The organism is Dokdonella ginsengisoli, from assembly GCF_042652785.1.
In the GTDB taxonomy this organism is placed as follows: Bacteria; Pseudomonadota; Gammaproteobacteria; order Xanthomonadales; family Rhodanobacteraceae; genus Dokdonella_A; species Dokdonella_A ginsengisoli.
The window spans coordinates 374,329-399,578 of sequence record NZ_JBHSHD010000010.1; the positions used below are offsets into that span (position 1 = coordinate 374,329).

Sequence of the window (25,250 nt, forward strand, 5' to 3'; positions counted from 1 at the left end):
TCAGGCACATCCGCATGAACGACATGGTGAAAAATCTGCTGCTCTGGGTGGTCATCGCGATCGTCCTGCTGACGGTATTCCAGAGCTTCAATCCGCGCCAGGCGCCGCCTTCGGACGTGTCCTACTCGGATTTCACGCAGCAGGTCGCCAACGGCGGCATCGCCTCGGTCACCTTCACGGCGGAACTGCCGTCCAAGGCGACCGCCAAGCTGAAGGACGGCAGCACCGTCTCGACGATCGTGCCGCTGGACGGCAACCAGCAGCTGCTCGAGCTGCTGTCGAAGGCGAACGTCGAGGTGCGCCAGGTGCCGGTCGACAACGTGATGCCGCTGTGGCGCATCCTGCTCGACTGGGTGCCGATCCTGATCTTCATCGGCCTGCTCATCTACTTCATGCGCCAGATGCAGGCCGGCGCCGGCGGGCGCGGCGCGATGTCGTTCGGCCGCTCGCGCGCCAAGCTGCAGGGCGAGGACCAGATCAAGATCACCTTCGCCGACGTCGCCGGCTGCGACGAGGCGAAGGAGGAAGTCTCCGAGCTGGTCGACTTCCTGCGCGATCCGTCCAAGTTCACCAAGCTCGGCGGCAAGATTCCGCGCGGCGTGCTGATGGTCGGCTCGCCGGGTACCGGCAAGACGCTGCTGGCCAAGGCGATCGCCGGCGAGGCGAAGGTGCCGTTCTTCTCGATCTCCGGCTCCGACTTCGTCGAGATGTTCGTCGGCGTCGGCGCCGCGCGCGTGCGCGACATGTTCGAGCAGGCGAAGAAGCACGCGCCGTGCATCATCTTCATCGACGAGATCGACGCGGTCGGCCGCCATCGCGGCGCCGGCCTGGGCGGCGGTCACGACGAGCGCGAGCAGACCCTGAACCAGCTGCTGGTCGAGATGGACGGCTTCGAGGGCAGCGAGGGCGTGATCGTCATCGCCGCGACCAACCGCCCTGACGTGCTCGACCCGGCTCTGCTGCGTCCGGGCCGTTTCGACCGCCAGGTCGTCGTGCCGTTGCCGGACCTCAAGGGCCGCGAGCAGATCCTCAAGGTGCACATGCGCAAGGTGCCGGTCGCCGCCGACGTCGATCCGCTGACGATCGCGCGCGGCACGCCGGGCTTCTCCGGCGCCGACCTCGCCAACCTCGTCAACGAGGCGGCGCTGTTCGCCGCGCGCGAGAACTCGCGCGACGTGCGCATGGACCACTTCGAGCGCGCCAAGGACAAGATCATGATGGGCGCCGAGCGCCGCTCTATGATCATGAGCGACGACGAGAAGAAGCTGACCGCCTACCACGAGGCCGGCCACGCGATCGTCGGCCTGTCGGTGCCCGAGCACGACCCGGTGCACAAGGTCACGATCATTCCGCGCGGCCGCGCGCTCGGCGTGACGATGTTCCTGCCCGAGCAGGACCGCTACAGCCATTCCAAGACCTCGCTCGAGAGCCGCCTGGCCAGCCTGTACGGCGGCCGCGTCGCCGAGGAGCTGATCTTCGGCGAGGACAAGGTCACCACCGGCGCGTCGAACGACATCCAGCGCGCGACCCAGCTCGCGCGCGACATGGTCACCAAGTACGGCCTGTCGGAGGAACTCGGTCCGATGACCTACACCGACGAGGAGGACGAGGTCTTCCTCGGCCGTTCGGTGACGCAGCACAAGCACGTCTCGGAGGAGACCGCGCGCAAGATCGACGAGGTCGTGCGCGGCGTGATCGACCGTGCCTACGGGCGCGCCAAGGAGATCCTCGTCACCAAAAACGACAAGCTCGAGGCGATGGCGCTGGCGCTGCTGCAGTACGAGACCATCGACCGCGAGCAGATCGCCGCGATCATGGACGGGCGCCAGCCGGGCCCGCCGAAGGACTGGCAGGGCGGCAACCGTCCGCGCTCGGACAGCGGCGGCACGCCGCGCGGCGAGGCACCGATCGGCGGACCGGCGGTGCAGTCGCGCGAGAGCCTCTGAGGCTTTTGCAGGATTTTCAGGAACGGCCGGCGCAATGCCGGCCGTTCGTCATTGCGGCGCGCGCGTTTCCAGATGCGGGCGGATCAGCGCCGCGAACCAGTCGATGAAGGCCGACAGCCGCCGCGACAGCTGGCGCCGGTGCGGGTACAGCGCCGAGATCGCCATCGAACCGGCGCGCTGCGCCGGCAGCACCTCCACCAGCTCGCCCGAATCCAGCAGGTGCTGCACGTCATAGCGCGGCACCTGGATCAGCCCGAGCCCGGCGCTGCAGCAGGCGATGTAGCTTTCGGCGTTGTTGACGACGATGCGGCTGGGCAGGCGCAGCGTGCGCGCGCCGTCCGCGTCGCATTCCCACGGCAGTTCGCGTCCGGTCGTCGGCGAAGCGTAGCCGACCGTCCAGTGTCCTTCGAGGAGGTCCTCCGTGCGCTCGGGCAGGCCGTGCTCGCGCAGGTATGCGGGGCTGGCGCAGTTGATCAGCGCCAGATGCCCGAGCGGGCGCACGACCAGGCTGCTGTCGTGGAGGTGACCGACGCGGATCGCGCAGTCCACGCCTTCGTGCACGAGATCGATCATGCGGTCGGTCGAGCCGAGCTTGAGCTGCAGGCGCGGGTAGCGGCGCAGCAGCGCCGGCAGGGCCGGAGCGACCAGGCGGCGCGCCACGCGGCTGGGCACGTCCACGTGCAGGCGCCCGGAGACCTGGCGCTGGCGCGTCTGGAACAGCTGGTCGATGTCTTCCGCTTCGGCGAGCAGCGGGCGCACGCGTTCGAGCAGCTGCGCGCCGTCCGCGGTCAGGCGCACGCGCCGCGTGGTCCGGTGCAGCAGGCGCGCGCCGACCTCGGCCTCCAGCCGCTGCAACGCAGCCGACACGGACGCGCGCGGCAGTTCCAGCGCGTGCGCGGCGCGCGTGAAGCTGCCCATGTCGGCGACACTCACGAAGACGCGGTAGCGGTCCAGTTTGTCCATGCGCCGGCGCGGCTCAGTGACCGACGATGCGCATTTCCCGGATCGAGTCGCCGTCGAGCACGAACACGAAGCGCGAGTCGCCGCTGTAGTAGCTGCTCTTCCAGCCGGCGTCGACGGTGACCGTATCGCCGCTGCGGCTGATCTTGCGCGGGGTCAGCACGCCCTTGGCGCCGATGAATTCCTTGTCGCTCCAGCGCCGGATCGCGGCGTGGCCGCTGAAGCGGCGGCCCCAGTCGTCGACCACGCCGTCGGCGGGGAACAGCGCCAGGAAGGCGTCGGTGTCGCCGGCCGTCACGGCGGCGACGAGCTGGGCGACGGGAGCGGGAAGTTCGGACATGACGGAGCCTTCGGACGGGGTTGCGGGAGCGGCCGCCACCGGTGCGGCGACCGCCAGCAGCAGTGCGAGCAGGCTCGCCGGCACGGGCGCGCGGCTCATCGGAACAGCGCCAGGCTGCCGGAGATGTCCTTGCCGGCATACGGCGGGAACACGTCGAGTTCGAGGTCGGGATTGCCGATCAGCATCGCCTTGGTGTTGCTCAGCGCGTCGAAGCCGGCCTTGCCGTAGTACTTGCCCATGCCACTGTAGCCGACGCCGCCGAACGGCAGGCTGTCGATCCAGCAGTGCAGGTTGGTCTGGTTGACGCAGCCGCCGCCGAACGACAGGCTGCCGAGCACGAAGTCGACGTGCGCCGGGTTCTTGCTGAAGACGTAGGCGGCCAGCGGTTTCGGCCGGCGCTTGATCGTCGCCACCAGCCCGGCGAGGTCGTGGTACGGCATGACCGGCAGCACCGGGCCGAAGATCTCCTGCTGCATGGCCGGGTCCTCCCAGGCGGACGGGTAGAGGATCGTCGGCTCCACGTAGCGCGCGGCGACGTCGTGGCGGCCGCCGAGCACGACCTTTTCCGGAAGGATGTAGGACGCCACGCGCTCGACGTCGTGCTCGCTGATCATGCGCGCAAAGTCGGGACTGCGCTGCGGATCCTCGCCGTACATGCGCACGATCGACGCCTTCAGTCTGGCGACGAATTCCTCCGCGATGCTTTCGTGCACGCAGACGTAGCCCGGCGCGATGCACCACTGGCCGGAGATCGCGTTGTGGCCCCAGGCGATGCGATCGACCGCGATGTCGAGGTTGGCGGTCTCGTCGACGATGGTCGGGTTCTGGCCGCCGAGTTCGAGGATCACCGGCGTCAGGTTCTCGGCCGCCGCGCGCATGACCACCTTGCCGACGGCGGAGCTGCCGGTGAAGAAGATGAAGTCGAACGGCAGCTTCAGCAGCTCGGCGATCTCCTCGCGGCCGCCGGTGACGATGGCGACGTCGCGCGGGTCGAAGTACTGCGGCACCAGTTCACGGAACAGCGCCGCCGTCGCCGGCGTCGTGTTGGCCGGCTTGAGGATCACCGGATTGCCCGCCGCCAGCGCGGCGATGGCCGGATCGAGCAGCAGCAGGACCGGCGCGTTGAACGGCCCGATGACGAGGGTGACGCCGTAGGGTTCCTTGTAGATCACGCCGCGGTTGCCGGTCGCCTCGAGTCCCTTCGGAATCGCCACCGGCTGCGGCGCCATCAACTGCTCGAGGTTCTCGCGGTAGTAGGCGATCACGCCGGCCGGCACGGTGATCTCGAACAGCTGCTCGAACGGCGGCTTGCCGAAATCCTGGTGCAGCGCGGCGCAGAACGCGTCGCGGTTGTCGAGCAGCATGCGCTCCATGCGGTCGAGCTGGTCCATCCGCCACGCCAGGGACTTGGTGCCGTCGGAGAAGAAGCGGGCCTTCTGCGCGTCGAAGATCGACTGGAACCGGTTGTCCATCGCATCCCTCCTGCGGGCGTGCGCGATGCGGGCCGCACGGCCCGCATCGCGCCGGTGATCACTTCGTGGTGTAGCCGCCGTTGATCAGGATCGTCTGGCCGGTCATCCACCAGCCGTCGGAGACCAGGAAGCGCACCCACGGCGCGATGTCCTCGATGTGCGTCAGGCCGGTCGGGGTGAACTTGGACAGGGCCGCGGCCGTCTTGTGGTAGGCGACCGCGTCGGCGCCCTCGGCCGGATAGAAGAACGGCGTGTCCATCGGTCCGGGACCGATCGCGGTGACCGAGATGCCGCGCTCGCCGAATTCCTTCGAGGCGGCGCGCGTGAAATGCTCGACCGGCGCCTTGGTGCCGGCGTAGGCGGCGTAGAACGGGGTGTACGCGCCGAGCAGGGAAGTGACCAGCGTGCAGATCTTGCCGTTGTCGTTGACGTGCTTTCCGGCTTCCTTGAGGAAGAAGAACGCGGACTTGGAGTTCACCGCGGTCATCTCGTCGTATTCGGCCTCGCTGATCTGGGCCATCGGCTTCTTCAGCACCTTGCCGACGGTGTTGATGGCGATGTCGGGGCGGCCGAACGCGGCGATCGCGTCGGCGAACAGCTTCTCGACCGCCGCGGCGCCGGTGAGGTCGGCCTGGAACGCCGCCGCCTGCGCGCCGGCGGCCTTGATCGCGGCGACGGTGGCGTCGGCGTCGGCCTTGCTGGCGGCGCTGTTGTAGTGGACGGCGACCGCCTTGGCGCCGTGCGCGGCGAGATCGCGGGCGATCAGCCCGCCGAGGTTCTTGGCGCCGCCGGCGATCAGAACGGTCTTGCCCTTGATGGAATGGTCGGCCATGGGAATCTCCTGGGAGTGAGGCGGAATGTCGGACGTCGCGCGGCCGCGGCCGCATTGCCGTACGGCGGGACGGGCTCCGGATCAAGTCTAGACGGCGGGGTATTGCGGATAAGCGCCGGCGATCTGGATGAATTGTCTAGATTTGTAAAACAATCGATCCTGGCGTTGTGGTGAAACGCTCGTCACTGCGGCGGAGCGGGCTTGTGTAGGATGCGCGTTCGACTCGCGATTTCGGGGCAAGCATGCGAACGATCTTCTACGGGCTCCTGCTCGGCGGCGCCTTCGTCTCCGCCACGGCCAGCGCCGGCGACGCCGCGACCTGGGTGCGCGTGGAGGCCACGTCCGCCCGCGTGCAGCAGGTCCTCGGCCGCTCCGCGGCACCGGCGACGGGCGACTACGGTGCGTTCCAGTGGCTGCGCGTCGACGCGGCCGGGCTGGCGCGCCTGCGCGCCGCGCAGCTGGAGGTCGCTGTCGCCGACGCGCCGTTCGAGCTGGAACTCGGCGGCCTGCGCTTCGATCCGCTGGCCGCCGCGCCGGCGCTGCCGGCCGGCTGGGACCGCTCCGGCGCCGCGCGCGGCGACGACGCGGACCTGCGCCTGGTCCAGTTCGGCGGACCGGCGCGCCAGGGCGCGCTCGACGCGCTGCGCTCGGCCGGCGTCGAACCGCTGCAGTACATCCATCCGTTCAGCTACGTCGTGTGGGGCAGCCGCGCTGCGCTGGCGCGGGCGACGCAACGCAGCGCCGCGCGCTGGAGCGGCGATTTCGCGCCGGCCTATCGCGTGCAGCCGCAGTGGCGCGCGCTGTCCGCCGAGCGCGTCGAGGCGCGCGCCAGCGTCTACCGCGGCGCCGAAGGCGTGGAGGACGCGCTGCGCGCGGCCGGCGCGTCGATCGGCGAGGTGCGCGCGGTGGACCGGCATTTCACCTCGATCCGCTTCAGCGTGGCCGGCGACCGCTTCGCCCGGCTCGCCGCGATCCGCGGTGTCTACAGCCTGCGTCCGCTGCCGACCGACGGCGGCCTGCGCGGCGAGATGAGCGCGCAGGTCAACGCCGGCAACGTCGACGCCGGCAGTCTCGCCTTTCCGGGATACCTGGGCTATCTGTCCGGCATCGGCCTGGACGGCACGGGCGTGGTCGTCGCCGACGTCGACGGCGGCATCTACGACACGCATCCGGACCTGGTGAACCGCATGCTGCCGTGCACCGGCAGCAGCTGCGGCGGATCGGCCACCGACTCGCACGGCACGCACACCGCCGGCATCATCGCCGCCGACGGCAGCTCCGGCGTGACGACGGCCAACGGCTTCCTGCGCGGCCTGGGCGTGGCGCCGGGAGCGAACCTGGTCGAGCAGCTCTACGAGCCGACCTTCACCCAGGCCGGCGGCATGTTCGAGCTGATGACGCAGTCGGTGCGCAACCACGCCGTGATCTCCGGCAACAGCTGGGGGCCGGCCGGATCGCCGCAGGGCTACGACGACGACACGCGCCAGGTCGACGTCGGCGTGCGCGACGCCGATCCGGTCGCGCGCGGCGACCAGCCGCTGCACTACGTGCTGTCGATCATGAACGGCTACGGCGGCGTCAGCTCGCAGGGCTCGCCGGACGAGGCCAAGAACGTGTTCACCATAGGCTCGACCAAGATGCAGAGTTCGCCGACCGTGCAGTACGCGGCGATCGACGATCTCTCGGCCAATTCCGGCCACGGGCCGGCGCGCGACGGTCGCAGCATCCCGGCCATGGTCGCGCCCGGCTGCGACGTCGACTCGACCATCAGCGCGACCGGCTACGGCCTGGCCTGCGGCACCAGCATGGCCTCGCCACAGGTCGCCGGCGCTTCCGCGCTGTTCTTCGAGTACTACCGCAGCCGCTTCGGCGCCGATCCGAGTCCGGCCCTGGTCAAGGCCGCGTTCACCGCGGTGGCGAAGAACCTGACCGGCCGGCGCGACGCCGACAACCAGGTCATGACGCGCCTGTTCGACAACCGCCAGGGCTGGGGCCGCATGCAGATCGATCCGGTGCTGGCGCCGCAACAGGCGGTGCAGTACGTCGACCAGGCCACGATCTTCGACGACACCGGCGAGCAGTGGACGCATACCTACGAGGCGGACGATCCGAGCCAGCCGATGCGCATCATGCTGGCCTGGACCGACGCGCCCGGACACGGCCTCGGCGGCACGACGCCGGCGTGGAACAACGACCTCGACCTGCGCGTGGTCGCCGGCGGCGACACCTTCCTCGGCAACGCGCTCGACGCCGACGGCTGGTCGGTCGCCGGCGGCAGCGCCGACGGCAAGAACAACACCGAGGCGGTGTTCCTGCAACCGGCGCAGCACGGCGGTTCGGTGACCGTCGAAGTGCTCGCGGCGAACATCAGTTCCGACGCGCGTCCCAACGACGGCGACGACACCGACCAGGATTTCGCCCTGGTCTGCTACAACTGCAAGGACACCGCCGCACCCGCCGGCGTGGACGTCGGCGTCGTCGCCAGCACCTCGGCCGAGGCCGAACCCGGCCACGAGCTGCAGTACGCGGTGGAAGTGGCCAACGCCGGCCCCGGCGACGCCGACGGCGTCACCCTGACGGCGACGTTTCCGCCGTCCGTGTCGCCGAGCGCGCAGGCGCCGTCGGACTGGGCCTGCACGCCGTCGGGGTCCGTGCTCACCTGCATTCATTCGACGCCGTTCGCCGCCGGCGCCTCGGCGGCGTTCACGATCCTCGCCGCCGTCGCCGCCGACGCCAGCGGATCGATCGATGCGACGTTCGAGGTCGGCACCACCTCCGACGACACCGACGCCGCCAACGACACGGTCGCCCTGTCCACGCCGGTGATCGACCGCCTGTTCGCCGACGGCTTCGACGGCGCGACCGCACCGTGATCTTCACCACGCTCGACTGCAACGGCCGTCCGCTCGCACTGGACCGGCCGCGCGTGTGCGGCATCGTCAACGTCACCCCCGATTCGTTCTCCGACGGCGGGCGCTTTCTCGATCCGCAGGCGGCGGCCGAGCACGGCCTGCGCCTCGTCGCCGAAGGTGCGGACCTGCTCGACGTCGGCGGCGAGTCGACGCGGCCGGGTGCGGCCGAGGTGTCCGCCGCGGACGAGATCGCGCGCGTGGTGCCGGTGATCGAGGCGCTGGTGCGACAGACCCGCGTGCCGGTCTCGATCGACACCGGCAAGCCCGAGGTCATGCGCGCCGCGGTCGCCGCGGGCGCCGGGCTGATCAACGACGTGCGCGCGCTGCGCGGCGAGGGTGCGCTCGACGCGGCGGCCGGGCTGGGCGTGCCGGTCTGCCTCATGCACATGCAGGGCGAGCCGCGCACGATGCAGGAGGATCCGCGCTACGACGACGTCGTCGGCGAAGTGCACCGCTTCCTCGCCGAGCGCCTGTTCGCCTGCCAGATGGCCGGCATCGACAAGAAGAAGATCCTCGTCGATCCGGGCTTCGGCTTCGGCAAGACGCTCGAACACAATCTCGCGCTGCTGCGCGCGCTGGCGCGCTTCCCCGAACTCGCGCCCGTCATGGTCGGGCTGTCGCGCAAGTCGACGATCGCGGCGCTGACCGGCCGCGAGGCGCCGGCCGAGCGCGCGGCCGGCTCCGCCGCCGCGGCCCTGATCGCCGTGCAGCGCGGCGCGGCGATCGTGCGCGTGCACGACGTCGCCTTCACGCGCGATGCGCTCGCCGTCTGGCAGGCGGTCGCGCAGGGCGACGTCGCGGCCAAGCCGGCGCCGGCGAAGAAGGTCTCGCTCTGGGACGACGATTAGGCAAACGGCCGTTGCGGCGGCTCAGAACGGCCGCTTCAGCTCTGCCGATTCGCGCCGTCCGCGGAACACCAGCGGAATCGCCGCCGCCTCGTCCGCATGCTGCGCGCGTTCCACCGTCGCCAGCAGGGCCGCGTGGTGGACGGACTTGTCGCAGACCGGATCGGCGGCGGCCGGATCGGCGGCGAGCATGTAGGCCTGGCAGCGGCAGCCGCCGTAGTCGCGCTCGCGCTCGGGGCAGCTCGCGCACGGCTCCTTCATCCAGCCGGTGCCGCGGTAGCGGTTGAAGCCTTCCGACCGGTACCAGATGTCGGCCAGGCTCGCCTCGCGCACGTTGGGAAACGCCAGCCCCGGCAGCATGCGCGCGGTGTGGCAGGGCAGGGCGACGCCGTCCGGTGCGACGGTGAGGAACACGCTGCCCCAGCCGTTCATGCATTTCTTCGGCCGCGATTCGTAGTAGTCCGGCACGACGAAGAACAGCTTCATGCGCCCGTCGAGCCGGGCGCGCCAGGTCTCGACGGCCGCCTCGGCGCGCTCGAGCTGGTCGCGCGTGGGCAGCAGCGCGTCGCGGTTGACGTGCGCCCAAGAATAGAACTGCACGTTGGCCAGTTCCAGGTAGTCCGCGCCGATTTCGACCGCGAGCTCGACGATGCGCTCGACGTGATCGATGTTGAGGCGATGGATCACGCAGTTCATGACCATCTCGTAGTCGTAGGCCTTGATCAGCGCGGCGGCCTTGCGCTTGAGGTCGAAGGTGCGCGTGGAGGAGAGGAAGTCGTTGACCTCGCGCGTGGAGTCCTGGAAGGACAGCTGGATGTGATCCAGGCCGGCGCGCTTGAGCGCGGCGATGCGCGCCTCGGACAGGCCGATGCCGGACGTGATCAGGTTGGTGTAGTAGCCCAGGCGATGCGCCTGCGAGACCAGGATTTCCAGATCCTTGCGCTGCAGCGGCTCGCCGCCGGAAAAGCCGCACTGCACCGCGCCGAGCGCGCGGCCCTCGTTCAGTACGCGCAGCCAGTCCTCGGTGGACAGCTCGTCCTCGTGCGCGGCGAAGTCGACCGGGTTGTAGCAGAACGCGCAGTGCAGCGGGCAGGCGTAGGTCAGCTCGGCGAGCAGCCACAGCGGCGGGCCCGGCGTCGGCGCGGTCGCGGCGGTGCTCATGCGAGTTCGATCCAGCGCTGCGCGCGTGCGAGGTCGAGAAAGGCGATCACGTCGGCGGCGAGCCCGTCGCGCTCGAAGCGTCGTTCCAGGTCGGCGACGATCGCCCGCAACGGCCTGGCGCCGTCGCAGCGCGAGAGGATCTCGCCGGCGCTGCCGTTGAGCTTGACCATGCCTTCGGGATACAGCAGTACCCAGGCGTCCTGCGCGGCCTCCCACTGCAGGCGGAAGCCGCGGCCGATGCGCGGCACGCTGTGCGCATCGATCGCCGGCATCATCGCATCGGCGCTCATGCGACCTCCGCCAGGCCGTATTTCAGGGCCATCGCGTCGTTCATCGACCACAGCACGTCGAGCTTGAACTGCAGCACCTCCAGCGCTCGCCGCTGCAGCGCCGGCGTGTCGAAATGGGCTAGCGTGAGCTGCAGGCCGTGCTCGACGTCGCGGCGCGCCTGCGACAGGCGGTTGCGGAAGTAGGCCAGCCCTTCGCTCTCGATCCACGGGTAGTGCTCCGGCCAGCCGGCCAGGCGTTCGCGGTGGATCTTCGGCGCGAACAGCTCGGTCAGCGAGGAGCACACCGCTTCCTGCCACGGCGCGCGCCGCGCGAAGTTCACGTAGGCGTCGACGGCGAAGCGCACGCCCGGCGCGACGTGGCGCAGGTCCTCGATCTCCTCGCGGCCCAGTCCGGTCGCCAGTCCCAGCCGCAGCCAGGCCTCGATGCCGCCGGCATCGTCGCCGTGGCCGTCGTGGTCGAGGATGCGCTGCGCCCACTCGCGGCGTACGGCGCGATCCGGGCAGTTCGACAGGATCGCGGCGTCCTTCAGCGGTATGGCGATCTGGTAGTAGTAGCGGTTGGCGACCCAGCCGCGCACCTGCTCGCGCGTCGCGTGCCCTTCGTTGAGCAGGCGGTTGAACGGATGATGGATGTGGTACGCGGCGCCTTTCTCGCGCAGCCGCGCCTCGAAGTCGTCGCGGTTCCAGGCGGTGGTCGTCACAGTCGCAAGTCCATGCCGTCGTGGGCGAGTTCGATGCCGGCGGCGCGCAGCTGCGCGTGTTCCGCGCCGTCCTCGTCGAGCACCGGGTTGGTGTTGTTGATGTGGATGAGGATCCGGCGCGTCGACGCCGGCAGGGCCGACAGGCGTTCGAGCATGCCGCCTGCGCCGGCGATGGCGCGATGGCCCATGTCGCGCGCGCGCTTCTTCGACAGGCCCAGCGCGATCATCTCGTCGTCGGTCCAGCAGGTGCCGTCGACCATCACGCAGTCGGCGCGGCGCATCGCCTCGTCGATCGGCGCGCCGATCTCGCCCAGTCCCGGCGCGTAGAACAGCCGCTTGCCGGCGCTCTCGACGAGCAGGCCGATGGTGTCGCCCGGAACGGGCCGGTCGCGATGCGGCGAGTACGGCGGCGCATTGCTGGTGACGGGCAGGGCGGCGAAACGCAGTCCCGGCAGCGAAGGAATCTCGAACGCGGTGCCGTCGGCCTCGATCGGCCGCCAGTAGACGCCGCAGTAGTGCCGCAGCAGGCCGAACAGCGGATTGCCGTGCTCGAGGTCTTCGCGCACGGCCTGCGTGCACCAGATCTCCAGCGGCCGGCGGTGCTCGCGCAGCATCGCAAGACCGGTCACGTGGTCGACCTGGGCGTCCATCAGCACGATCGCGGCAATTGCCGTGTCGCGGATCGCGCGCGCGGGCTGCAGCTCGGGAAAGGCGCGCAGCTGCGCGGGAAGGTCGGGCGAGGCGTTGCACAGCAGCCAGTTCGTCTCGTCGCCGCTGATCGCGATGGACGACTGCGTACGCGGCTGCGCGCGCACGCGGCCGCGGCGCACACCGTCGCACAGCCGGCAGTTGCAGTTCCATTGCGGAAAGCCGCCGCCGGCGGCGGAACCCAGGACACGGATGCGCATGCGCGGAGGACGAACGCCGGCTCGCGCCGGCGTCCGCCGATCGGTGCTCAGCGAGTCGAGATGTACATCGTCACTTCGAAGCCGAAGCGCATGTCGATCGCCGCAGGGGTTTCCCACTTCATAGTCCGACTCCTGGTTGCGGTCCGCGGTCATGGCCCCGCGAATCGACGAACGATGCCGGCGTGAACCGGTCGCCATGTGCGTCCGAGTCTGCGGCCATCGGCGGCGTGCCGCCTCGCCATCGCCGTGATTGGCGGCTAGCGATTTTCTGGAGCCGCGGGCGCGGGGCGATGCGGTAGGATCGAGCCGATGTCGACCGTCGCGATGCCCGATCCGCCTGCGCCCGCCGCCGTCTCCGGCTGGCTCGAGGTCGGCCACGGCCATCGCCTGTGGTACGCGCAGAGCGGCGCCGCCGACGGCCTGCCGGTGGTGTCGCTGCACGGCGGGCCCGGTTCGGCCAGCACGCCGCGCCAGCGCGAGATCTTCGACGCCGCGCGCTGGCGCATCGTGCAGTTCGACCAGCGCGGCTGCGGCCGCAGCACGCCGCTGGGCGAAACCGCGCACAACCACACCGACGCATTGATCCAGGACATCGAATCGCTGCGCGCACACCTGGGCATCGAGCGCTGGCTGGTCAACGGCGGCTCGTGGGGCTCGGCGCTCGCGCTGGCGTACGCGGCGCGCCATCCCGCGCGCGTGTGCGGGATGCTGCTGCGCGGCGTGTTCCTGGCCGGCCGTGCGGACCTGGACTGGTTCTTCCACGGCGTGGCCGCCTGCGCGCCGCAGGCGAACGCGGACTTCCTCGCCGCGATCCCGCGACGCTGGCAGCGCAGCGTGCCGGCCTGGCTCGACCGCTGCTTTTCCGGCGGCGACGCGGACCGGCAGCTGCAGGTGGCGACGGCGTGGCAGCGCTACGAGACGCGCCTGGATCATCCGGCCGCGACGCTGCCGGCTGTCGTCGGCGAGGAGGCACGGGCGCGGCTGATCGCGAAGTACCGCGTGCAGGCGCACTACCTCGCACGGCGCTGCTTCCTCGGCGAGGCCGCGGTGATGCGCGCGGCCGCCGCGCTGCGCGGCGTACCGGTGGCCCTGGTGCACGGCACGCGCGATCTGGTGTGTCGGCCGCACAACGCCTGGCGCGTGCAGCGCGCGATCGGTGGAAGCCGCCTGGCCTGGGCCGATCCGGCCGCGCACGATCCCTTCCATCCGGCCGCGTTCCGCCTGCTGCGCGCGGCCACCGACGCGTTCGCGGACACGCGCGATTTCTCCACCTGGCCGGTGGTGCCGGCATGAGCATGCGCCTGCAGATCAACCTGCTGGTGGCGAGCCTGATCGCCGTCTTCATCGCGGTGGTGCTCGCGTTCAAGCTGGCGGACACGCGGCGCAGCGTGCTGGAGGAAACCGAGGCGGCGAACAAGGTGGCCACCCAGCTGCTCGCGTACTTCGTCGAGACCTACGCGCAGACCAGCCGGCCGATCGTGCTGCATTCGCTCGAGCGGCTGGGTCGCGTGCGCTCGACCGAGATCACCCTGCGCGATGCCGGCGGCGCGGTCGTCTACCGCTCGCCGCCGTCGCCGTACAAGGCCGGCCGCGACGCGCCGGACTGGTACACGGCGCTGGTCGGGCCGGAGCCGATGCGCAGCGAGCTGCGTTTCGCCGACAGCGTGCTGGAGATCGAGTCGAACGCGTCGCGCGCGGTGCTCGACGGCTGGGACGACACCGTGCACCTGCTGCAGGTCGGCGCGTTCGCGATGGTGTTCGGCAACCTCGTCGTGTTCTGGCTGGTGCGGCGCATGACGCGTCCGTTCCGCACCATCGTGCGCGGCCTGGAGGACATGCAGGCCGGCGCGTACCACACGCGCCTGCCGGAGTTCGCTGGCGCCGAGGCCGGCTCGATCGCGCGCGCGTTCAACCGCAGCGCGCAGGCGATCGAGGACAGCCTCGACGCGCGGCGCGACGCGGTCGAGGCGCGCCTGCGGCTCGAGCAGAGCCACGAACTGGCCGCCGCCGTGCAGGGCCGCGTCGAGGAGGAGCGGCGCCAGATCGCGCGCGAGCTGCACGACGAGACCGGGCAGGGCATCACCGCGATCCGCAGCCTGGCGCAGGCGCTGATCCGGCGCGGCGGCGACGCGCCGACGCGCGAGGTCGCGCAGCTGATCGCCGACACCGCGGGGCGGCTGTACGACGCCGTGCACGAGCTGGTCTCGCGCGTGCGGCCGCCGAGCGTCGACGCGCTCGACCTGGCCGCGGCGATCGAGGATGCGCTGGCGCAGTGGCGCCGGCAGCAGCCGCAGGTGGCGTTCGCCTTCACCTGCGGCGAGCTGCCCGAGCCGCTCGGCGAAAGCTACGTGCTGGCGGCGTACCGCATCGTGCAGGAGGCGGTCACCAACGCGCTGCGCCACGCACAGGCCGGACGCATCGCGATCGCCGTCGACGTTGCCGACGGCGCCCTGCGCATCGCGGTGAGCGACGACGGCCGCGGCCTCGCCGCGGACTGGCAGCGTCCCGGCCACTACGGCGTGCGCGGCATGCGCGAACGCGCGCGCGCGCTCGGCGGCGACGTGACCATTGGCAACCTGGACGAAGGCGGCGTGCGCGTGAGCGCGCGGCTGCCGCTGGAGTGAACGTGGCGAATCCGAAGATCCGCGTCATGCTCGTCGACGACCACGCAGTCGTGCGCGTCGGCTTCCGCATGCTGCTGACCGCGAGCGGCGACGTCGAGGTCGCCGCCGAGGCCGACAGCGGCGAGCTGGCCTACCAGGCCTACGGCGAGGTGCGCCCGGACGTCGTCGTCATGGATCTGTCGATGCCCGGCATGGGCGGCATCGAGACCGTGCGCCGCCTGCTGGCCAAGGACAAGTCCGCGCGCGTGCTGGTGCTGTCCGCGCACGAGGACAGCGCGCATCCCAAGCGCGTGCTCAAGGCCGGCGCGCTCGGCTACCTGTCCAAGCGCACGGCGCCGGAGGAACTGATCGAAGCCGTGCGCGCGGTCGCCGCCGGACGCGTGTACCTCGATGCGGAAATCGCGCGCAAGCTCGCCGTGCAGGACATCGGCGGCGCCGGCACGGTCGAGGCGCTGTCCGAGCGCGAGTTCGCCGTGTTCATCCATCTCGCGCGCGGGCAGTCGGTGAACCGCATCGCCGAGATACTCAAGCTGTCGCCGAACACGGTCGGCACGCACCTGTACAACGTCAAGCAGAAGCTCGGCGCCGGCAACCAGGCGGAACTGACCCTGATCGCGGTGCGCAACGGCCTGATCGAGGCCTGAGCCTCGCCGCACGGCACCGAGTTCAGGCCTCCACGCGCAGCCGGTGGCGGTGCAGGTGCTCGTACAGCGGCCGGCATTCGTCGGCGACGCGCCGCGCATCGTCGTGCAGGCGGATCGCCTGTGGCGGCGGCGCCTCGAAGCCGGTCGAACGCCAGACGGCGGCGTACCAGTGCGGCGCCCAGACGCCGTCGCTGTCGCGCGGTCCGGCCGGCCAGCGCAGCATGCGATCGGTGAAGGCGATGCCGAAGTGCGCACACAGCGCGCGCAGGTGCGCCTCCGGCGCGTGCAGGAAATCGTCGGCGTCGATCACCGGCGGCGCGCGGCCGCTGCGCTGGGCGAGTTCGTCGAACAGGCGCACTTCCTGCGGCAGGCCGACGTCGTCGGCGCAGACCTGCGCGCGCGCCTTCACATACGAATGCACGACCCGCTCCGGATCGCGGATCAGGAACGCGTTGGCGAGCCGGTGGATCCAGTCGTGCCCGACGTGCGGCAGCAGGTGGTGGCTCATGTGCTTCTGGTACCACAGCGGCCGTGCGTCCGGGACGTCGCCGGCGAGCGCGGCGGTGACCGCGCGCCAGTCGGTCTCGCCGGCGGCGATCACTTCCTCGCGCATCGGATGGTCGATGCCCGTGTGCGCAAGGTAATGCGCGTAGAGCGGTTCGTCGGAGACCGCGCAGTCGCCGCGGTTCTCCCAGGCGCGCATCATCGCGGTGGAGATGTTGCGCGGGCCGGACCACATGGCGATGCGCAGCGCGCTCATGTGGTCGCGTCCTGCGCCTTGCGCGCGGCGACGTCGCGCGCGATCCAGTCGCGGTACAGCGCCTGCAGGCGCTCGACCATCGGCCCGCGCCGGCCGTCGCCGAAGACGCGCCCGTCGACCTCGCGCACCGACACCACGCCGGCGAAGGTGCCGGTGCAGAACGCCTCGTCGGCGCCGTAGACGTCGGTCAGGCTGAAGGATTTCTCGAACGCCGGGATGCCGGCCTCGCGGCACACCGCGAGCACGTTCGCGCGGGTGATGCCGCCGAGGCAGTACTGGCCGGTCGAAGTCCACACCTCGCCCTTGCGCACGATGAAGAAGTGCGTCGAATTGCAGGTCGCGACGAAGCCGTGCGGATCGAGCATCAGGCCTTCGTCGGCGCCGGCGGTGTAGGCCTGGATGCAGGCGGTGATGCAGTTGAGCTTGCTGTGGCTGTTGAGCTTGTTGTCCTGCACGTCGGGATAGCCGCGGCGCACGTGCACGGTGAACAGCTTCAAGCCGCGCTCGACGGTGGCCGGCAGCGGATTCTTGAATTCCGGGATGATCACGATCGTCGCCGGCCCGACCACCACGCGCGGGTCCTGGTACGGCGTGCGCTTGACGCCGCGGGTGACCATCAGGCGCAGGTGCACGCCGTCGCGCATGCCGTTGGCGGCGAGCGTGGCGTAGATCGCACGCGTCAGGCCGGCGCGGTCGAGGCCGATGTCCATGGCGATCGCCTTGGCGCCTTCGTAGAGGCGGTCGAGGTGCGCGTCGAGGAAGGCCGGATGGCCGTCGACCACGCGCAGCCCTTCCCACACGCCGTCGCCGAGCACGAAGCCGGAGTCGAACACCGACACGACGGCCTCGGCGCGCGGCTTCATCTCGCCGTTGACGTAGATCCGGATGTCGCGGTTGCGCGGATCGTCGGCGAACTCGTGGATGCTCTGGGCCATCGGCACAATCTCGGCAGGGAATCGAGACGGAAGCATAGGCGATCGGCCATGAGTCGAGCACGTAGTGCCTCGAGAGCGGCGGGTTCGCGACAGCGGGTCCGCTTGCGATTCTCGACGTCATGCCCGCGCAAGCGGGCATCCGTTGCGCTCGCCATGCGTACGGCGCCCATGGATTCGCGCGTTCGCGGGAATGACGCAATTTGGACGGGCGCGTTCGCTTCCGGCCGACGCCTGGTTTCCGAACGGCGCGCTGCTTCCGAGCGGTGTGTCGGGTTGACGCATGCGCTACACGACCTCTCGACGTCATGCCCGCACATGCGGGCATCCATTTCGCTCGGCGCGCGTACAGCATCCATGGATTCCCGCGTTCGCGGGAATGCCCCAATGACGGAACCGGCGCGTCCGTTTCAGATCGTCGCGGTCGACGTCGTCTCGACTCGAGCCATCAGCGCAGCACGCGCAGGTTGAGCTGCGCGTAGGCGCCGGCCGGAGTCAGCGCGGTCACGGTCTGCGCGCCGGTGTCGGCGAAGGCGTACTCGAACGGCTGCGCGCCGTGCGTGGTGCCTTCGAGCCGGCCGTTGACCAGCCACAGCACCTCGCCGGCGGCGCCGAGCGCGCGCAGGCGCACGCTGGCCGGCTTGTCGGCGTTGGGGGCGCGCGCGATCGCGGCGTTGTCGGCGAGCCCGTCGATGCGCAGCGGCTGGCTCGCATCGAGGCCATCGTCGGCGCAGCCCGGCGCGAGCGGCGGCAGGCTGGCGCGCCGGCGCAGCTCGCGCGAAAGCCACGGATAGGCCAGCGACGGCCAGCGCGCGATTTCCGTCTCGCGCGCCTTCGCACTGGTGCAGGCTGCGCCGAGGCGCGCGCCGCTGCCGGCGTCGACGCGCAGGCGCACCAGGCCGGCGCTCCAGCTGGTCGCGTCGCGTTCGGGCAGGGTCGGCGGAATCACGCCGTCGAGCACCCAGGCCTTGCGCTTCTGGTGGCACAGGTCCGGCCGCGCCGGATCGAAGGCGAGGCCGAGCGGCCAGCAGACCTCCGCTTCGGTCACGTTCGCCGGCGGCGGCTGCGGCGTGGCCGACAGCGTGCTGCGCGGCAGGCTGTCGACGACCTGGAACATCAGCGGCAGGGCGGTGACCGCGCCGTACTGGCCGGGCAGCGGCGTGCCGTCCGGGCGGCCGATCCACACCGCCACGGTGTACGCGCGCGTCGCGCCGATCGCCCAGGCGTCGCGGAAGCCGTAGCTGGTGCCGGTCTTCCACGCCACGCGCGGGCGCGAGCCGGGATCGAACGTGCCGGGCGCGTAGCCGGGGCGCGGATTGGCCTCGAGCACGTCGCGCACGATCCAGGCCGCGCCGTCGGAGAGCACGCGCCGTTCGATGACGGCGTCGTCGGCGGTGTAGCGCACGCGCCCGCCGATACCGCCGCGGTTCAGCGCGACGTAGGCGCCGACGAGGTCTTCCATGCGCGCGCCGGCGCCGCCGAGGATCACCGACAGGTTCGGCGCGGCGCCGCGCGGCAGGCGCAGGTCGAGGCCGGCGTGGGCCAGGCGCGCGGCGAAGCGCACCGGGCCGATGCGGTCGAGCAGGTCGACCGCCGGCACGTTCAGCGACAGCCGCAGGGCTTCGGCCGCGCCGACCGGGCCGTTGTAGGCGAGGTCGAAGTTGCCGGGCCGGTAGCCGCCGAAGGATTGCGGCGCGTCGATCAGCAGGCTTTCCGAATCGATCAGGCCGTCGTCGAGCGCCAGGCCGTACAGGAACGGCTTCAGGGTCGAGCCCGGCGAGCGCCAGGCGCGCACCATGTCGACGTGGCCGAGCCGCTGCTCGTCGCCGAACGCGGCCGAGCCGACGTAGGCGCGCGCTTCCAGCGTGGCGTTGTCGACGACGAGCAGCGCGGCCGAGGTGCGTTCGGGCAGGCGCGCGAGGTAGTCGCCGACGCGCGCCTCGAGCGCGCGCTGCAGGCCGGCGTCGATCGTCGTCGCGATGCGCCGCTGCTGCGGATGCTCGGCGCGCAGGCGCTCGGCCAGCAGGGCGGCGGAAAGCGGCGGTTGCAGCGTGCGCGCGGCGACCGATTCGATGCGGGCGTCGTGCACCTCGGCCGGCGTCCACACGCCGAGTTCGGCCATGCGCTGCAGCACCTTGTCGCGCGCCTCGCGCGCGGCGTCGGCGTTACGGTCCGGTCGCAGGCGGCTGGGCGCCTGCGGCAGCACGGCGAGCAGCGCCGCCTCGGCGCGCGACAGCTTCGACGCGGGCTTGCCGAGATAGGCCCACGAAGCCGCTTCCACGCCCTCGATGGTGCCGCCGAACGGCGCGCGTTCCAGGTACAGGGTGAGGATTTCGCGTTTCGACAGGTGCGCCTCGAGCTGCAGCGCGCGCAGGATCTGGCGCAGCTTGCCGGCCATGCTGTGCGGCGTGCCGTCGAGGATGCGCGCCACCTGCATGGTCAAGGTCGAGCCTCCCGAGACCAGGCGCCGGTGCACGATCCACTGACCGAACGCGCGCGCCAGCGCCAGCGGATTGACGCCGGGGTGGCGATGGAACCAGCGGTCCTCGTAGGTCAGCAGCGCCTGCACGTAGAGCGGCGAGACGTCCTCGACGCGCACCGGATAGCGCCACACGCCGTCGCGGTCGGGGAAGGCGCGCAGCGGCGAGCCGTCGCGCGCGAGCACCACGGTGCTGCCGCCGCTGCCGTCGGGCAGCGGCAGCGGGAACAGGCGGTCGAGCAGCAGCGCGATCGCGAGCAGGGCGAGCGCCACCGCGGCGGCGCGCTCGAGGCGGCGGCGACGCTTCGACTTGCCGCGCGGCTGTTCGACGGCGTCGTCGTGTTCCTGCGCGGGCGGCGGAAGTGGTGCGGGGGCCATGCGGCGATGATGCCGTGCGGTCACGGCCGGCGGACCGTCGGTGCGGCAGGGGACGGGGCGGCGCCCCGTCCCCGCGGCGTCACGGTTCGACCACCTTGACCGACTCCGGCAGGCTCTTGCCGATGCCGCGCACTTCCGGCTTGTACATGTCCTCCACCAGCGGCGGCGGAACGCGGAACGTGCCCGGCGAGACCGCGCGCACGAGGTAGAACACGTGCGCGGCCTGTCCCTCGTCGAGCTTGAGCGCGGCGACGTAGCGGTCGTCGCGGAACTCCTCGTGGCGCACCTCGGCGGCCTGCGCGCGGTCGGTGATGGTGATGCCGTCGACGACCACGTCGGCCCACTGTTTGGCGTCGGTCAGGTTGAAGTTCTCGATCTCCAGGCCGCCGGGCAGCAGGTCGACCAGCAGCGCATCCGGCATCGCCTTGCGCGCCTCCAGCCGCAGGCCGACGATCAGGCTGTCGCCTTCCTTGAGCGGCTTGGGCTCCCACGGCTTGCCGTCGAGCGTGTAGTAGCGGCGCTGGATCGCGACGTAGCGGTCGTCCGGCGCCGGCGCGGCTTTCGGCACGCCGGCCACGTCGGTGGCGACGTACAGCGGCAGGTCGCCCTGCGGTGCGAAGCGCACGCCGGCGGCGATTTCCGCGCCGCCGAACGAGCGGCTCCACAGGCGGTCGGGGCTGATCTCGGTCGAGGCCGGGCCGATCGCCAGCGTGCCGGAGACGACCTTGTCGCCGTCCTTGATCAGCGTCTTGCCGAGGCGGCCGATGGCGATCTGTTCCTGCGTGCTGAGGTACAGCGAACGCCAGCCGTAGCGGCGCTGCGCGTCGTCGGCCTGGCGCTGCTCGTTGGTCAGCGTGCGCGCCAGGTCGAACACGCGCGCGTCGTATTCGGGCTTGGACAGGCCGTAGCGGTGCACCAGCGCGATCATCAGCGAGGTGTCGCGCAGGTCCGAGCCGTAGTCACCGAGGTACCACGGGCGCTCGAACTTCTTCGCGAACGCCTCCTCGATTGCCTTCTCCGCGCGCGGCTGGTCGCCCATCAGCTTCAGCGCGACGCCGAGATGGACCAGCGGCAGGGCGGTGATCGACTTGGCGCGGTCGTTGTCGAACAGCGCGCGCAGGGTGCCGAGCGGGGCGCGGTTCACGCGCGCCAGCACGAAGCCCGAATAGGCCTGGTCGGCGAAGCGCAGGTGGTCGCTGTGCTCGTAGTTGTAGTACGGATGGCCGCCCGACAGCAGGTCGTCGTTGAGGCGCTTGAGCGCGCGCTGCAGCATCTCGTCGGGCACCAGGAAGCCCTCGTCGCGCGCGTCTTCGAGGAATTCGACGACGTACGGCGTGAGGTACTCGTTGACGTAGCTGTCGCCGCCCCACATCGAGAAGTGGCCGGACGGGATCTGCATCGAGGCGATGCGGCCGATCGCGCCGTCCACGCGCGCCTTGCGCTGGTCCGCCGGCAGGCCGTCGACGTGCAGGTTGGCGGCGGTCTGCTCGTCCAGCAGCAGGGCGCCGAAGCCCTTGCTGGTGGTCTGCTCGATGCAGCCGTACGGATACTTCAGCAGGTCCTTCAGCGCGGCCGCGAACGGCAGCGGCGGCAGGCTCGACACGGTGAGGCGGGCGTTGATCGAGTCGGCGAGCAGGCCGTCGATCGCCTCGCCGCCGAGGACGATCGGATCGAGCCGGTCGAGCGAGCGCGCGCTCGAACGCAGCACGTTCGGCCAGGCCGCGCGCACGACCATTTCGAAGTGGCGGTCGATCTTGATCTCGCCGCCCGAGGTTGGAGGGGATGAGGCCGTGACGTTGATCTTGCCGACGCCGTAGCCGTCGAGCGCGGTCAGCGGGAAGTTCAGCGTGGTCTTGGCGCCGTCGGCGAGCTTGACCGTGCGTTCGCCCTGCGCGACCGCCAGCGGCTTGTCGGCGGCGACCTTCACCGCGAACTCGCGTTCGCTGCCGGAGAAGTTCTGCAGGTCCAGCGTCAGCGCGCTCTGGTCGCCCGGAGCGAGCACGCGCGGCGTGGAGATCTCGGCGACCAGCGGCGCACGCACGATCGTCTCGGCGTCGCTGCCGCCGTACTGGTTCTCGCCGAATACCAGCGCGGTCACGCGCACCGTGCCGTTGAAGTCGGGCATCGCCAGCTGCACCTGCGCCTCGCCCTTGGCGTCGAGCTCGACCACGCCGGAGAACAGGTCGACGGTCAGCACCTTGGCGGTCGGCCGGCGCGCCTGCGGCAGCGCCGCCAGCGCCATGTCGCCGCCGTAGCGCAGCTTGGCCGAGCTGCCGTCGAAGCTCTCGATGACGCGGCCGTACAGGTCGTAGGCGTCCACGCCGAGCGCGCGCTGGGCGAAGAACCACGCGTTCGCGTCCGGCCGCGCGAAGCGCGTAATGTTGAGGATGCCGACGTCGACCGCGGAGACGGTCACGTAGGCCTTCTTGCCGGCCAGCGCCGGCGCCTTCACGGTGACCGGCAGTTCCGTCTCCGGCTTCATCTGCGCCGGCGCCTGGATCGTCACGTCGATCTTGCGTTCGCTGCGGTCGATCGGTACGTAGGCCTCGCCGACGGCGCGCGCCGGCGTGACCTTCTCCACCGCCGAGCCGCCGCGCAGCACCAGCGCGGTGACGTAGACGTCGTGGCGCTCCCAGTCCTTGGTCACCGGGATCTCGAAGGTGGCGCCGGGCCGGGCGTCGATGTTCTTCGTGTAGAGCAGGCGGTCGGACTCGACGATCAGCACGCCCGGTCCGGCCTGCGGCGGCGTGACGGTGACCTTGAGCGTGTCGCCGGCGCGGTAGCTCGGCTTGTCCAGCGCGAGCTTGATCTTGTCCGGGCGCGCCTCCTTGCCGCGGTTGTCGTCGTTCCAGCTCCAGCCGGCGAAGAACGGCAGGCGCGTGGTCAGGCCGGTGGCCGGATCGAGGATCTCGACGCGGTAGTTGCCCCATTCTACCGGCACGTCGAACTTCAGCGGCTTGCCGGCCTCGACGTCGAGTTCGCGCGCCTCGGCGTTCTCGTAGCGGTCGGTGTAGTCGAAGTGCCAGCCGCTGGCGCTGTCGAAGGTCCAGCGGTAGTCGCGGTGTTCGCGCACCAGGGTCAGCTTGAGCTTCGGACCGGCGAGCAGCTCGCCCTTGGCGTTGCTGCGGATTACTTCGAAGCCGGCGCGCGCGCGCGCGTCCGAGCCGTCCTTCAGGTCGAACAGCGGGCGCACGCCGACCAGCGCGTCGGCCGGCCAAACGGTGCGCTTGAGGCTGCGCGTGACGGTGCGGCCGCCGCTTTCGTAGACGCTGCCGGAGACGATCGCCGCGACCGGCGCGCCCGCCTTGGCGGCGTCGGCGAGTTCGACGTCGAGCTCGAGCTTGCCGTGCTCGTCCAGCGCCTGGTCGGCGACGTCCTTGGCTTCCTTGGGCAGCTCGATCGCCGGATCGCCGAAGTAGTAGTCCTTGTGCGCATCGACCGGATGCTGGTCGGCGGACAGGGTCAGGCGCGCGGTGAAGCGGTTGCCGGAGGCCGGCGCGCCGTAGAGATAGGCGCCTTCGACGGCGAGCGCGAGCGGTTCGCCGGGCTTGAGCGTCTCCTGCGCGGCCGACAGTTCCAGCTTGAGCCGCTCGGGCAGGAATTCCTCGATGCGGAAGGTGAGGCCCTGCGTGGCCTCCTGGGATTTGGGATCGGTGCGGAATTCGACCTGCCAGCGGCCGGTCGGCGCGTCGGCGGGGATTTCCTTCGACCACTCGAAGTAGTTCATCTCTTTCGGGTCGAGCTGCGCCTGCGCGTACGGGCGGCCGTCGGGCTGCTTCAGGGTCACGAACAGCGGCTGCGGCTTGATCGCATTGCCGTCGTAGTCGCGCAGCAGCGCCGACAGGCGGATCGTCTCGCCGGGACGGTAGAGGTCGCGGCTGGACCAGCCGAACACGTCGAACCAGGCCTGCTTGCGGCCGGATACGGCGAAGTCGGAAAGATCGAGCGCTGGCTGGTTGAACGGCAGCAGCGAGACGTCCTTGCCGCTGCGCGCGACCAGCACCTGCTCGGCCTTCAGCGCGTAGGCGAGCTGCGCGTTGCCGTCGTCGCCGGTCTTGCCGGTGACCACGGCCTCGCCCTTGGCGTCCAGGACGCTCAGCTCGACGCCGACGATCGGCTCGCCGGACTTCAGCGACGCGGCGTGCACGAACAGCGTGTCCTTGTAGGCGCGCGTGTGCAGGCCGATGTCGCTGACGAAGAAGAAACTGGTCTCGTACTGGCCCTCGAAGCTGCCGGCGCGCTTCATCACCGCGAAGTACAGGCCGGGCTGGCCCAGTTCGGCGATGTTCTGGATCGGCAGGTAGTTCAGCGTGCGCTCGTTCTCCTTGCCGGTCAGGCTGAAGCGGTTGGAGTAGACCGATTCGGCGATCTGCGCCACCGGCTTGCCGTTGCGGTACCAGTAGCTCGAATCCAGCTCGTAGCTGCTGCGCTTGCCGTTCTTCTGGTAGGCGGCGAAGAAGTTGGCGATTTCCTTGTCGCGCACGCGCAGGAACTCGACGTCGACTTCCTTGACGTTGACCGACACCACCGGCAGGCCGCGCGTCTCGCGCGCCGGCAGCACGCTGCCTTGCGAGGCGAAGCCGACGGCCGGCTGCATCGGTCCGGTGTAGATCTCCTTGCTGACCTCGCTGCCGAGCGTCTTGCCGTCGGCGGCGGCGAGTTCGCCCTTGAGGCGCAGGTTGTAGTTCTGGTCGGCCTGCACGTAGGGGAAGCGCAGCGTCTTGCCGTCCTCGTCCAGCGCCCAGCTGCCCTGCACGGCGGCGCCCTTGGCGTCGTTGACGGCGATCAGCGTGTCGAACGCCTGCGTGCCGACCAGCGCCTGCGAGAATTCCAGCGTGATCGCGAGCTGGCCCTGGTACTGCTCCGCGCGCGCCGAAACGACGGCGAAGCCCTGCGGCGATTCGGCCTTCTTCGCCGGCTCGGCCGCCACCGGCGCCTTGCCCTGGACTTCCGGCACGCCGTCGTCGTGGCGGCGGCAGGCCGACAGCAGCAGCGACGAGGCGACGAAAAGCACGCAGAAGACGTACCGCAGCGAGCGTGCGGGTGAACGCAGTTCCATTGAGAAC

Annotated in this window: 19 protein-coding genes; 6 read left to right on the forward strand and 13 right to left on the reverse strand. The window is 70.8% G+C overall.

Features of this window, described 5'->3' with window-relative positions; all coding sequences use genetic code 11:
* The first annotated feature begins 8 nt into the window (after nt 1–8).
* Complete coding sequence (gene ftsH, locus ACFO6Q_RS13925) at nt 9–1,946, forward strand: ATP-dependent zinc metalloprotease FtsH (protein WP_380022207.1); 1,938 nt, start codon at nt 9–11, stop codon at nt 1,944–1,946.
* Nucleotides 1,947–1,994: 48 nt separating this feature from the next.
* On the opposite strand, the gene ACFO6Q_RS13930 is transcribed toward ftsH, so the two are convergent.
* Genes ACFO6Q_RS13930 through ACFO6Q_RS13945 form a run of 4 tightly spaced genes read right to left on the reverse strand, consistent with a single transcriptional unit; the run spans nt 1,995 to nt 5,550 of the window.
* Nucleotides 1,995–2,909: a LysR family transcriptional regulator gene (locus ACFO6Q_RS13930; protein ID WP_380021711.1), complete on the reverse strand. Its 915-nt coding sequence runs from the start codon at nt 2,907–2,909 to the stop codon at nt 1,995–1,997.
* Between the two features lie 13 nt (nt 2,910–2,922).
* Nucleotides 2,923–3,345 (reverse strand): nuclear transport factor 2 family protein, encoded by a 423-nt coding sequence (locus tag ACFO6Q_RS13935; protein ID WP_380021712.1) that lies wholly within the window; start codon nt 3,343–3,345, stop codon nt 2,923–2,925.
* Nucleotides 3,342–4,718 carry an aldehyde dehydrogenase family protein gene (locus ACFO6Q_RS13940; protein WP_380021713.1) on the reverse strand — a complete coding sequence of 459 codons (1,377 nt, stop codon included), beginning with the start codon at nt 4,716–4,718 and terminating at the stop codon, nt 3,342–3,344. The genes ACFO6Q_RS13935 and ACFO6Q_RS13940 overlap by 4 nt, the downstream gene beginning before the upstream one ends.
* Nucleotides 4,719–4,776: 58 nt before the next feature.
* Entirely contained in the window at nt 4,777–5,550 is a 774-nt protein-coding gene (locus tag ACFO6Q_RS13945; RefSeq protein WP_380021714.1) for an SDR family oxidoreductase, read from the reverse strand.
* A gap of 242 nt (nt 5,551–5,792) precedes the next feature.
* Here ACFO6Q_RS13945 and ACFO6Q_RS13950 point away from each other — a divergent pair, with 242 nt between their 5' ends.
* Together ACFO6Q_RS13950 and folP are read left to right on the forward strand one after the other, a co-directional pair.
* The gene (locus ACFO6Q_RS13950; protein WP_380021715.1) at nt 5,793–8,423 is read left to right on the forward strand and encodes a S8 family serine peptidase; all 2,631 of its coding nucleotides are present in this window, start codon (nt 5,793–5,795) and stop codon (nt 8,421–8,423) included.
* Nucleotides 8,423–9,310, forward strand: a complete 888-nt coding sequence (folP, locus tag ACFO6Q_RS13955) for a dihydropteroate synthase (protein ID WP_380022208.1) — start codon at nt 8,423–8,425, stop codon at nt 9,308–9,310. The genes ACFO6Q_RS13950 and folP overlap by 1 nt, the downstream gene beginning before the upstream one ends.
* Before the next feature lie 21 nt (nt 9,311–9,331).
* On the opposite strand, the gene pqqE is transcribed toward folP, so the two are convergent.
* From pqqE to pqqA, 5 genes are read right to left on the reverse strand one after another with little or no spacing between them, the layout of a single operon-like run.
* Nucleotides 9,332–10,468, reverse strand: coding sequence for a pyrroloquinoline quinone biosynthesis protein PqqE (gene pqqE, locus ACFO6Q_RS13960; RefSeq protein WP_380021716.1), 1,137 nt, complete (start codon nt 10,466–10,468; stop codon nt 9,332–9,334).
* Complete coding sequence (gene pqqD, locus ACFO6Q_RS13965; RefSeq protein ID WP_380021717.1) at nt 10,465–10,758, reverse strand: pyrroloquinoline quinone biosynthesis peptide chaperone PqqD; 294 nt, start codon at nt 10,756–10,758, stop codon at nt 10,465–10,467. The genes pqqE and pqqD overlap by 4 nt, the downstream gene beginning before the upstream one ends.
* A complete protein-coding gene (gene pqqC, locus ACFO6Q_RS13970) occupies nt 10,755–11,459 on the reverse strand; it encodes a pyrroloquinoline-quinone synthase PqqC (RefSeq protein ID WP_380021718.1) in 705 nt (234 codons plus the stop codon). The genes pqqD and pqqC overlap by 4 nt, the downstream gene beginning before the upstream one ends.
* The gene (gene pqqB / locus ACFO6Q_RS13975; protein ID WP_380021719.1) at nt 11,456–12,367 is read right to left on the reverse strand and encodes a pyrroloquinoline quinone biosynthesis protein PqqB; all 912 of its coding nucleotides are present in this window, start codon (nt 12,365–12,367) and stop codon (nt 11,456–11,458) included. The genes pqqC and pqqB overlap by 4 nt, the downstream gene beginning before the upstream one ends.
* 47 nt (nt 12,368–12,414) lie before the next feature.
* A complete protein-coding gene (gene pqqA, locus ACFO6Q_RS13980) occupies nt 12,415–12,489 on the reverse strand; it encodes a pyrroloquinoline quinone precursor peptide PqqA (RefSeq protein ID WP_380022209.1) in 75 nt (24 codons plus the stop codon).
* Nucleotides 12,490–12,676: 187 nt separating this feature from the next.
* Between pqqA and ACFO6Q_RS13985 the strand changes: the two genes are divergently transcribed.
* Genes ACFO6Q_RS13985 through ACFO6Q_RS13995 form a run of 3 tightly spaced genes read left to right on the forward strand, consistent with a single transcriptional unit; the run spans nt 12,677 to nt 15,635 of the window.
* Nucleotides 12,677–13,660 (forward strand): alpha/beta fold hydrolase, encoded by a 984-nt coding sequence (locus ACFO6Q_RS13985; protein ID WP_380021720.1) that lies wholly within the window; start codon nt 12,677–12,679, stop codon nt 13,658–13,660.
* Complete coding sequence (locus ACFO6Q_RS13990) at nt 13,657–14,991, forward strand: ATP-binding protein (protein WP_380021721.1); 1,335 nt, start codon at nt 13,657–13,659, stop codon at nt 14,989–14,991. The genes ACFO6Q_RS13985 and ACFO6Q_RS13990 overlap by 4 nt, the downstream gene beginning before the upstream one ends.
* Nucleotides 14,992–14,993: 2 nt before the next feature.
* Nucleotides 14,994–15,635, forward strand: coding sequence for a response regulator (locus ACFO6Q_RS13995; RefSeq protein ID WP_380021722.1), 642 nt, complete (start codon nt 14,994–14,996; stop codon nt 15,633–15,635).
* A 22-nt stretch (nt 15,636–15,657) separates the two neighbouring features.
* Here ACFO6Q_RS13995 and ACFO6Q_RS14000 read toward each other — a convergent pair whose 3' ends face one another.
* From ACFO6Q_RS14000 to ACFO6Q_RS14015, 4 genes are all read right to left on the reverse strand, one after another.
* A complete protein-coding gene (locus ACFO6Q_RS14000) occupies nt 15,658–16,395 on the reverse strand; it encodes a sulfotransferase-like domain-containing protein (protein ID WP_380021723.1) in 738 nt (245 codons plus the stop codon).
* Entirely contained in the window at nt 16,392–17,330 is a 939-nt protein-coding gene (locus ACFO6Q_RS14005) for an aminotransferase class IV (RefSeq protein ID WP_380021724.1), read from the reverse strand. Before ACFO6Q_RS14005 ends, ACFO6Q_RS14000 begins: the two co-directional genes overlap by 4 nt.
* Before the next feature lie 445 nt (nt 17,331–17,775).
* Entirely contained in the window at nt 17,776–20,184 is a 2,409-nt protein-coding gene (pbpC, locus tag ACFO6Q_RS14010) for a penicillin-binding protein 1C (RefSeq protein WP_380021725.1), read from the reverse strand.
* Between the two features lie 79 nt (nt 20,185–20,263).
* A complete protein-coding gene (locus tag ACFO6Q_RS14015) occupies nt 20,264–25,243 on the reverse strand; it encodes an alpha-2-macroglobulin family protein (RefSeq protein WP_380021726.1) in 4,980 nt (1,659 codons plus the stop codon).
* Nucleotides 25,244–25,250: the final 7 nt, after the last annotated feature.